This is a genomic window from Symbiopectobacterium sp. (assembly GCF_051710365.1).
Classification (GTDB): domain Bacteria; phylum Pseudomonadota; class Gammaproteobacteria; order Enterobacterales; family Enterobacteriaceae; genus Symbiopectobacterium.
Window position 1 is genome coordinate 19,904 of sequence record NZ_JBPETA010000022.1, and the last position, 8,116, is coordinate 28,019.

General features: G+C 51.7%; 6 protein-coding genes and 1 pseudogene. 2 read left to right on the plus strand and 5 right to left on the minus strand.

The window, feature by feature from the left end:
• The first annotated feature begins 98 nt into the window (after nt 1-98).
• The gene (plsB, locus tag ACTBDZ_RS03600; protein ID WP_438814274.1) at nt 99-2,564 is read left to right on the plus strand and encodes a glycerol-3-phosphate 1-O-acyltransferase PlsB; all 2,466 of its coding nucleotides are present in this window, start codon (nt 99-101) and stop codon (nt 2,562-2,564) included.
• A 70-nt stretch (nt 2,565-2,634) separates the two neighbouring features.
• Here plsB and ubiA read toward each other — a convergent pair whose 3' ends face one another.
• From ubiA to ACTBDZ_RS03625, 5 genes and pseudogenes are all read right to left on the minus strand, one after another.
• On the minus strand, nt 2,635-3,486 hold the full coding sequence (gene ubiA, locus ACTBDZ_RS03605) for a 4-hydroxybenzoate octaprenyltransferase (protein WP_438814275.1): 852 nt from the start codon (nt 3,484-3,486) through the stop codon (nt 2,635-2,637).
• Nucleotides 3,487-3,510: 24 nt separating this feature from the next.
• Complete coding sequence (gene ubiC / locus ACTBDZ_RS03610; protein ID WP_438814281.1) at nt 3,511-4,059, minus strand: chorismate lyase; 549 nt, start codon at nt 4,057-4,059, stop codon at nt 3,511-3,513.
• A 377-nt stretch (nt 4,060-4,436) separates the two neighbouring features.
• The gene (groL, locus tag ACTBDZ_RS03615) at nt 4,437-6,101 is read right to left on the minus strand and encodes a chaperonin GroEL (RefSeq protein ID WP_438814276.1); all 1,665 of its coding nucleotides are present in this window, start codon (nt 6,099-6,101) and stop codon (nt 4,437-4,439) included.
• Between the two features lie 35 nt (nt 6,102-6,136).
• Complete coding sequence (locus ACTBDZ_RS03620) at nt 6,137-6,430, minus strand: co-chaperone GroES (RefSeq protein ID WP_438814277.1); 294 nt, start codon at nt 6,428-6,430, stop codon at nt 6,137-6,139.
• 207 nt (nt 6,431-6,637) lie between these two features.
• A pseudogene (locus tag ACTBDZ_RS03625) lies at nt 6,638-7,097 on the minus strand (FxsA family protein).
• 500 nt (nt 7,098-7,597) lie between these two features.
• Here ACTBDZ_RS03625 and ACTBDZ_RS03630 point away from each other — a divergent pair.
• Nucleotides 7,598-8,116, plus strand: a 519-nt coding sequence (locus ACTBDZ_RS03630; RefSeq protein ID WP_438814278.1) for a lyase family protein, incomplete at its 3' end; no start/stop codon positions are given.

An 8,116-nucleotide genomic window follows, 5' to 3' on the forward strand; every position in this document is an offset into this window, starting at 1 on the left:
GCAATTTTCCCGTAACACCGTTGTCTCACACCACAGATCTCCCGTGTACTTTCTGGTATCCTTGCGGCGCATTGCTACTCAAGAGGCTTCTGGTTGTTATGTCCGGCTGGCGTAAAATTTACTATAAATTACTGAATTTCCCACTTAAATTGTTAGTGAAAAGCAAGATAATTCCTAACGATCCCGTGGCGGAGTTAGGGCTAGATTCGTCTCGCCCCATCCTTTATGTGCTGCCCTATAACTCACAGGCGGATTTACTGACGCTGCGCACAAAATGCCAAGCGTTAGAACTGCCCGATCCGCTGGAACCCACTGAAATTGACGGTGTATCACTGCCCAGCCACGTGTTTATTAACGATGACCCGCGCGTGTTCCGCTATTACACGCCCAAGCAGGAATCCGTCAAACTGTTCCATGATTATCTGGATCTGCACCGCAACAATCCCTATGTCGATGTACAGATGGTGCCCGTTTCTGTCATGTTTGGCCGCTCTCCGGGCCGAGAAGGACAGCACGGCGCGACGCCGCATCTGCGTCTGTTGAACGGCATTGAGAAATTCTTTGCGGTGCTCTGGCTGGGACGCGACAGCTTTGTGCGCTTCTCCAGCATCGTGTCGCTGCGCCATATGGCAACCGAACACGGCACTGACAAAACCATAGAGCACAAACTGGCGCGTGTCGCCCGCATGCACTTTGCCCGTCAGCGTCTGGCCGCCGTTGGCCCGCGTTTGCCAGTACGTCAGGAGTTATTCCATAAGCTGCTGGACTCCAAGGCCATCAAGAAAGCCGTTGAAGATGAGGCGCGCAGCAAGAAAATCTCCCATGAAAAAGCGCAGCAAAATGCCATCGCTCTGATGGAAGAGATCGCAGCGGACTTCTCTTATGAGGCCGTGCGGCTTTCCGATCGCATTCTGAGCTGGACCTGGAACCGCCTGTATCAAGGCATCAACGTACATAATGCCGAACGCGTACGCCAGTTGGCGCAGGATGGCCATGAACTGGTTTACGTACCTTGCCACCGTAGTCACATGGACTACCTGCTGCTTTCCTATGTGCTGTATCATCAAGGTCTGGTTCCTCCCCATATCGCAGCCGGTATCAACCTGAATTTCTGGCCCGCAGGCCCGATTTTCCGCCGTCTGGGTGCTTTCTTTATTCGCCGTACCTTCAAGGGCAACAAGCTCTACTCCACCATCTTCCGTGAATATCTCGGCGAGCTGTTCTCTCGCGGCTACTCCGTTGAGTACTTTATGGAAGGGGGGCGTTCGCGCACGGGTCGTTTGCTGGAGCCCAAGACCGGCACGCTGGCCATGACCCTTCAGGCGATGCTGCGCGGCGGTACCCGCCCCATCACGCTGGTGCCGATTTATGTGGGTTATGAGCATGTGATGGAAGTGGGCACCTATGCGAAAGAGCTGCGCGGTGCCACCAAAGAGAAAGAAGGCTTCATGCAAATGGTGCGCGGATTACGCAAACTGCGCAATCTGGGGCAAGGCTATGTAAATTTTGGCGAGCCGCTGTCGCTGACGCCTTACCTCAACCACCATGTACCGCAGTGGCGTGAAGCTATCGATCCGATTGAAGCGCAGCGACCTACCTGGCTCACGCCTACCGTGCAGGATATTGCCGATATCATCATGGTGCGCATTAACAATGCCGCCGCCGCCAACGCCATGAACCTGTGCTCCACGGCTCTGCTGGCGTCACGTCAGCGCGCGCTAACCCGTGAGCAAATGCATGAGCAACTGGACTGCTATTTGCAACTGCTGCGCAACGTGCCTTACAGCAAAGATGTCACTGCGCCGAAAAAGACTGCGCCGGAACTGCTGGAACACGCGCTGGCAATGAACAAATTCGAAGTCGAGCAAGACAATATTGGTGAGATCATCATTCTGCCGCGTGAACAGGCTGTGTTGATGACATATTATATCAATAATATCAAGCACTTGCTGGTATTGCCATCGATGATTGCCAGCATTGTCATGCACTGTGGAAGGATCACGCCGGATGAGTTAACACGACAGATGTCATTGATTTACCCGTTAATTCAAGCCGAACTGTTCTTGCATTACAGTAAAGAGGCACTGCCTGCCGTCATTGAAACGTTGACCGCAGAACTGGTGCGTCAAGAACTGATTGTCATCAAGCAAGATGCGCTGGTGCTGAACCCGCTGCGCATTCGCACGCTCCAACTGCTGGCTGCCGGCGTGCGGGAAACCCTGCAACGCTACGCGATTACGCTGTCATTACTCGGTGCTAACCCGGAAATGAACCGCGGTACGTTGGAGAAAGAGAGCCGCAATATGGCGCAGCGCCTGTCCGTGCTGCATGGCATCAATGCGCCTGAGTTCTTCGATAAGGCCGTGTTCTCAACGCTGGTTGCCACGCTGCGCCAAGAAGGTTACATCAGCGACAGCAGCAGCGTGGATACGCGCAATACCTTGGAGCTCTACCGCATTCTTAGCGATTTGATCACACCGGAAGTTCGGTTGACGATTGAAAGTGCCAGCACACCGGCCAGCGCAGAATTGGAAGACGAAAAGCAGGAAGTAGCGCAAGCGTAGTGTTGCGCTACTGCGCGGTTTATTGCCGCTTTACTCCGGCATCACACTCCATGTGTGATGCCGGGGACCATCACAGCCCCAGCACAATCCCCGCAAACAACACCATGCCCACAAAGTTATTGTTGTGGAACGCACGGAAACAAGCATCACGCTCACGCCTGGCGGTTAGCCATTGCTGATAGCCGAACAGACCACCCGCCATCAGTACCGTGAGGTAAAATGCCGCCCCCAGCTTCATCTGCATGCCTAGCACCACCATCAACGCCAGCATGCTCGCCTGCAACAAGCCGATGATCAAGGTATCAAAACGCCCGAACAGAATGGCGGTGGATTTGATGCCAATCTTGAGGTCATCATCGCGATCGACCATGGCATATTGTGTGTCATAGGCGACGGTCCAGCAGATGTAGGCTAAAAACATGATCCAGGCGCTTGCGGGCAGGGATTCGCTGACTGCGGCATACGCCATGGGGATCGACCAGCCGAACGCCGCGCCCAACACAAACTGTGGCAGGTGGCTGACGCGTTTCATGAAGGGGTATATCCATGCCAATGCCAACGCTGCTACGGAGAGCCAAATGGTCATGCGATTCAATGTCAGCACCAGAGCAAACGCCATCAGCACCAGAATAACAAACAGCACTTTTGCCGATTGCTCGCTCACCAAGCCGCTGGGTAAGGGACGAGACGCGGTGCGTTTTACATGCCCATCAAAATGGCGGTCAGCGTAATCATTGATAACACAGCCTGCCGCGCGCATCAGAAATACGCCCGCAACGAAGACCAACAGCGTCCACGGGCTTGGCACGCCACCGCCCGCCAGCCATAATGCCCAGAGGGTTGGCCAGAGCAACAGCAGGGAACCAATCGGCTTATCAATTCGCATTAACCGACAATAAGCGCCCCATTTTCCCGCTGTCATACTTCTTTCCAACGTCATTTCTCCTTAACGGTTACCCCGTTCAACGCCTTGAAAATGATATGCAGGCGACGAGGGCAAAAACAATTCTGTCAGCAGTATTGGCTGATTAAACAAACGCAAACGGGATCGCCGAGCCCACAGGTTTTCACAGCGCCCAATGTGAATGTAATCGCGTTGCAGGGAATCCTGTTTAAACAGATAGCGCCCGAGCGGTGTATCACCAAGCGTTGTCAACGCCGACACAGAGGTGTCAAGGGCTGAAGGCGGAATCAAGGTTCTGGCGGCCACCCAGGGCTGTCCATCACCGTAGATTATCACCTCTCGCAACCAATAACGCGCGCTGTCTGGTAACTCGCGCTGTTCATCACCCAGCATCTCAGTCGCAGTGTAACCATGATAGTACGGTACCACCGTCAACTGTGTGCAATGTCGTTCCAGCCGCTGCGTCATCGAACCGGTTTCTTTCAGCCAGGTATCGACAGGGGATGGCAACACCATCGGCGTTTCTTTTAACCAATCGGTCGCGTGCAACCATTCTATGTTGCGCAGCAGTGTTAGCGCTGCATCGGGCATATCCCTACTCCAATGGTGGCTGGCGGTGCATGAAGATGGCAAAAATACCGTTTCGATATGTTGCGCTCTCATCACTCACGCCCGTGGTGTCAGTCTTGCTCGCCGGGTTTGAATACATAACGCGGCACGTATTGTAGCGCACAAACATCACGCCTCGGCACACCCCGCCACCGTTGGGTGCGCAATATGATAACATTTTTTTAATTTTTGACAGCGCGTTGGCAAAATTTGATCGCAGCTTGCACAGAAAAAAGACAAAAACGGGACATAAAAAAACACTATCTGGTGATATACCAGATAGTGTTCATGTTGAGCGTAAAAGCGTGTTGATGTCACTCATCCGGGCCTCAGCGAAACGCGCGAGTGCCCGGCGTTGATTACATCATACCGCCCATACCGCCCATACCGCCCATACCGCCCATACCGCCCATACCGCCAGCAGCACCTAAGTCGCCTTTATCTTCTTTCGGCAACTCGGTCACCATACATTCGGTGGTGATCATCAGGCCAGCAATGGATGCTGCATATTGCAGTGCAGAACGGGTCACTTTGGTCGGATCCAGAATACCCATGTCGATCATGTTGCCGTAAACTTCTGTTGCAGCGTTGTAACCGTAGTTACCTTCGCCTGCTTTCACGTTGTTAGCCACAACGGAAGGTTCTTCACCGGCATTTTCCACGATTTGACGCAGCGGAGCTTCCATGGCACGCAGCGCAACACGAATACCCACGTTCTGATCTTCGTTTTCAGCTTGCAGACTGCGAATGGCATTGGCTACGCGAATCAGCGCTACGCCACCACCGGCAACCACGCCTTCTTCAACGGCAGCACGAGTCGCGTGCAGCGCATCTTCAACGCGTGCTTTCTTCTCTTTCATTTCCACTTCGGTGGCTGCGCCGACCTTGATAACCGCAACGCCGCCTGCCAGTTTGGCAACGCGCTCTTGCAGTTTTTCGCGATCGTAATCAGACGTTGCGTCTTCGATCTGCTGACGAATCTGACCAACACGACCTTGAATAACCACTTCATCACCCACACCGTCGATGATGATGGTGGTGTCTTTGTTGATCACAACGCGTTTTGCCTGACCCAGATCTTCCAGAGTGGCTTTTTCCAGTTCCAGACCGATCTCTTCAGAGATAACGGTACCCGCAGTCAGGGTAGCGATATCTTGCAGCATGGCTTTACGACGATCGCCAAAGCCCGGTGCTTTCACAGCGGCAACTTTAACGATACCGCGCATGGTGTTCACCACCAGCGTCGCCAGCGCTTCGCCTTCAACATCTTCTGCGATGATCAGCAGCGGTTTGCCTGCTTTGGCAACGGCTTCCAGTACCGGCAGCATTTCACGGATGTTGGAGATCTTTTTGTCAGCCAGCAGGATGAACGGGCTTTCCAGCTCAACAGAACCGGTTTCAGGTTTGTTGATGAAATACGGGGAGAGATAGCCGCGATCGAACTGCATCCCTTCCACAACGGCCAGTTCATCTTGTAAGCCGGAGCCTTCTTCTACGGTGATAACACCTTCTTTGCCCACTTTCTCCATGGCTTCAGCGATCAATTTACCCACTGTGTCATCAGAGTTAGCAGAGATGGTACCGACCTGAGCAATGGCTTTGGTGTCAGCGCAAGGGACGGACAGTTTTTTCAGTTCTTCAACCGCAGCGATAACCGCTTTATCGATACCGCGTTTCAGATCCATCGGGTTCATGCCTGCGGCAACGGCCTTCAGACCTTCGTTTACGATAGCCTGTGCCAGTACGGTTGCCGTGGTGGTGCCGTCGCCCGCTGCGTCGTTCGCTTTGGAGGCCACTTCTTTCACCATCTGAGCGCCCATGTTTTCGAACTTGTCTTCCAGCTCGATTTCACGCGCTACGGACACGCCGTCTTTGGTAATGATCGGAGAACCAAAAGATTTATCCAGAACGACGTTGCGGCCTTTCGGGCCTAAAGTCACTTTTACTGCGTTAGCAAGAACGTTCACACCGCGCAGCATTTTTACGCGCGCGTCATTGCCGAATTTTACGTCTTTAGCTGCCATGGTTTATTTCCCTTAAATTCGTTCGATTCAGATGATTACGCTTCAACAATCGCCAGGATGTCGCTTTCAGACATGATCAGGACTTCTTCGTTGTCGATCTTCTCGGCTTTCACGCCATAGCCATCATTGAAAATGACGATATCGCCAACTTTCACATCCAGCGGTTTTACGTCGCCGTTTTCCAGAATGCGGCCATGGCCCACTGTCAGTACTTCACCACGGGTAGATTTAGCCGCAGCAGAACCGGTCAGAACAATACCGCCAGCAGATTTGGACTCGACTTCTTTACGCTTGACGATTACGCGGTCATGCAATGGACGAATTTTCATTGATAGCTCTCCTTTGAGAAAGTCCATATCAGTTTGGGATTAACGCCGGGTACATTCTCATACCCGCCTTGTGAATTTCTAAGTGGGGACGATTCGCTTCCCTTCAAGGGAGAAAAAGGATTTTTTTTGCGATAGTGATGAAATTCTGACGAGATGAAATAAAAAAATATATAAAACATACAGTTAATATCTTTTTCTCAATCAGTATCATTTGTCTTGATCGTCTTTATGCTCGAGATTTTTGCGATCGTCATCTTTGCGGTAAAACTCACCGTCAAAGGTATTGCCGTTACTGCCGGACGATGTCGCGCCAAATGTGCAGATGAGGCATCAGTTTGACCGTCAACCGCTTTTGCACCGGAGGCAACAACAGCAGCAATCCAAGGAAGTCAGTGAAAAAACCGGGCAGCAGCAGCAAAAAGCCCGCCAACACCAGCGATACGCTTTTGACCATTTCCGCCGCAGGACTCTCTCCCGCCGCGATTTTCTGCTGCATCTGAATAAACGTTTTTACGCCCTGATTGCGCACCAGAGAAACGCCAATACAGGAGGTGAATACCACCAGCAGCAACGTCACCGCGACGCCCAGTACTTCCGCAACGCGGATGAACAGCGAAATTTCAATGTAGGCAAAAAGAAAGAGTAGGAATAGCGGTAACCAGCGCACTGGATTCTCCTGATTTATTTAACTGATTGTTATAAAAAGGACTAATACGATCGATGCCTGCATGACTCACAGCCTGCCGTCATCTGTTGTGCATCCGGCCATCATGAAGACATATCACCAGAGATCCAACATCAACCCTTATAATTTAATGAAGTGGTAGCGCAAGCGAGCATTTTCAACCTGTAGGCAGAAAATTTCATTTCGCAATAATCACGAGTGACGACTATCACAATTTATTTACTTTATTAATTACACATCTTCATTGAGTGATCGAAACTACGCTTTTGGGATTCTATACAATATATCATCACCCCAGCGGAGGCAGTTATGGTCAATCGTTCTGCGACTGTTGCCTGTGGTGATACATTTTGTGGTAACACCATCGTGATAATAACTCGCATTTATTGGCACGATTATTTGTTAACACGCTTTTTTGTTAACACCAAGGTGGTTAGCAAAACGCGTTCTCATCAAGTTGCAGGATTCAAGAGAAGGCTCTCATGTCAGACAACATCCGTATTGAAGAAGACCTGTTAGGTACCCGTGAAGTTCCCGCCGATGCCTACTATGGCATTCACACCCTGCGGGCAATTGAAAATTTTTACATCAGCAACCACAAAATCAGCGATATCCCCGAATTCGTGCGTGGCATGGTGATGGTCAAAAAAGCCGCTGCCCTGGCAAACCGCGAGCTGAAAACCATTCCCCGCCCAATTGCCGATACTATTATCCGTGCCTGCGATGAAGTGTTGAACAACGGCAAATGCATGGATCAGTTCCCGGTTGATGTGTATCAGGGCGGCGCGGGCACCTCGGTGAACATGAACACCAACGAAGTGCTGGCCAATATTGGCCTGGAGCTGATGGGCCATAACAAAGGTGAATACCAGTATCTCAACCCTAACGATCATCTGAACAAGTGCCAGTCCACCAACGATGCCTACCCCACCGGCTTTCGTATTGCGGTGTACAGCGCCATCCTGACGCTGGTAGAGGCTATCACCCAGTTGGCGGATGGC